Raw genomic sequence first — 2,089 nt, forward strand, 5'->3', positions numbered from 1 at the left:
ATGGAACCCTTATAGAGAAAGGCATTTAGCGATTTTTGTCAATTGTTTTTGCTCTAGAGCGAACTAATCAATTAAGTCTCTTGCCAGATAAGGATTTAGTCGATTTATGCCCCCCTATCGAACCATACCAAGTAACGAAGAACCCACTTAATATACCTCAAGTTTCTAATAAATTCCCTAACGGGGATTGCAATATCTTTCATTCTAGAGTAGAAATGATTGATTGTCAGTAGCGGTTATTGCTAGACAACAATTAAAAATTTTTGTCTGTTACAATTTATACAAAATGCTCTGGGATTACCCCGACTGAAAACTCAAATCCGATTAGTGATCACTGATCACTGATTGCTGATAAGATTGTTACGAAAATATAAACACGAAATTCTATAGTTAGCCATGACCCAAAACGGAAGCTCGAAGTCGATCGTTGTCTCTCCCTCGATCCTATCGGCGGATTTTAGTAAATTAGGAGCCGATATCGAGGCTGTGGATAAGGCAGGAGCCGATTGGATTCACGTTGATGTGATGGATGGTCGTTTTGTCCCGAATATCACCATTGGACCCCTGATTGTCTCCGCTATTCGTCCCTATACGAAAAAACCTTTAGATGTGCATTTAATGATCGTCGAACCAGAAAAATATGTGGCTGACTTTGCGAAAGCGGGTGCTGACATTATTTCTGTTCACGCTGAACATAATGCTTCTCCCCACCTCCATCGTACTCTTTGCCAAATCCGCGAACTCGGTAAACAAGCGGGTGTGGTATTAAATCCCTCCACTCCCCTAGATTTAATCGAATACGTGCTGCATTTGTGCGATTTAGTCCTAATTATGAGCGTTAACCCCGGTTTTGGTGGCCAGAGTTTTATCCCGGAAGTTGTCCCCAAAATCCGTCAATTACGCCAAATGTGCGATGAAAAGGGCTTGGATCCCTGGATTGAAGTGGATGGCGGCTTAAAACCGGCTAATACTTGGCAAGTTCTCGAAGCGGGCGCTAATGCGATTGTAGCAGGTTCGGCGGTATTTAATGCCCCCGATTACGCGGCGGCGATCGAAGGTATCCGTCACAGCAAACGTCCCCAACCTCAATTAGCCACCGTTTAATTGCCGCGGGGGTGGGTTAGCTGTTGACTAATTATCTTGGCATTCGCACTAACCCACTCTACTGATTTGTTCTAAAACCTGCCGCCATAAACCGGAATTAGAGACGGCTAAAACTTCGCTAGAATCAGCTTTTAGGGGATTACCTGACCAATCGCTAATTATTCCGCCCGCACCTTCAATAATCGGGATTAAAGCACAAAAATCGTAGTATTTCAGGTCTGATTCTAGGATGACCATCGGCATGGCAGTGCAGCCGGTGGCTAACATCATATAGTTATAGCAATCACCCCCAAAAGCGGTACGTTTACAGACGCTTTGCAGCTGACGAGCGATCGCCTGTTGTCGTTCTGTGATAAACATTAAGGGAGTGGTGGAGGCTAAACAGGCATTTTTTAAGACAAGTTCTCGATCTTGACGGTAGGGATTAACAATCATCTGGTTATTATAAAGACTCGCTTTTCCCTTCACTCCTAACCAGCGATCGCCTAAAATCGGTTGATCGACAATTCCTAAAATCGGTTGATTTTCTGCCACTAGGCCGATTAAAGTCCCAAAAATAGGCAATCCTTTGACAAAAGAGGATGTGCCATCGATCGGATCCAATACCCAATAACGACCACTTTGGGAGGGAATATTGGCTCCTTCTTCTCGAATAACCCCATCTTCAGGCAATTCTCGCCGAATAATCGCCACCATCGCCTCCTCAGCTTCTTGATCGGCGATTGTTACTATTGAGGAAACTTGCTCGAGTTTGGTCTCGGTTTCTAGATGGGGCTGCCGAAAATAGCGCCGGATAATCTCTCCAGAAGCGTCCGCTAATTGATGAGCTAGTTGGATAGTGCGATCGATATTCATGAGGGGAAACAATACAGCAGAATTTAGAAGACAGGAGACAGGAGTAGGGAGTGTGGGAAGTGGGGAAGTGGGGAAGTGGGGAAGTGGGGAAGTGGGGAAGTGGGGAAGTGGGGAAGTGGGGAAGTGGGGA

General features: G+C 45.2%; 2 protein-coding genes and 1 pseudogene. 2 read left to right on the forward strand and 1 reads right to left on the reverse strand.

From position 1 onward, the window contains the following. Both ACE1AQ_RS04520 and rpe read left to right on the forward strand, forming a co-directional pair. Positions 1–233 (forward strand): annotated as a pseudogene (locus ACE1AQ_RS04520) (hypothetical protein); the annotation flags it as partial. A gap of 163 nt (positions 234–396) precedes the next feature. Beyond that, complete coding sequence (rpe, locus tag ACE1AQ_RS04525; RefSeq protein ID WP_008206602.1) at positions 397–1,104, forward strand: ribulose-phosphate 3-epimerase; 708 nt, start codon at positions 397–399, stop codon at positions 1,102–1,104. A 48-nt stretch (positions 1,105–1,152) separates the two neighbouring features. Here the strand turns inward: rpe and hisN are convergent, their stop codons facing one another. Beyond that, positions 1,153–1,959 carry a histidinol-phosphatase gene (hisN, locus tag ACE1AQ_RS04530; protein WP_008206599.1) on the reverse strand — a complete coding sequence of 269 codons (807 nt, stop codon included), beginning with the start codon at positions 1,957–1,959 and terminating at the stop codon, positions 1,153–1,155. Between the last annotated feature and the right edge of the window lie 130 nt (positions 1,960–2,089).

This window comes from Microcystis sp. BLCC-F209 (genome assembly GCF_041928595.1).
Lineage (GTDB): Bacteria > Cyanobacteriota > Cyanobacteriia > Cyanobacteriales > Microcystaceae > Microcystis.

Coding starts and splice junctions, on each gene's coding strand:
- rpe (WP_008206602.1), top strand. CDS start 397: ATGACCCAAAACGGAAGCTCGAAGTCGATCGTTGTCTCTCCCTCGATC.
- hisN (WP_008206599.1), bottom strand. CDS start 1,959: ATGAATATCGATCGCACTATCCAACTAGCTCATCAATTAGCGGACGCT.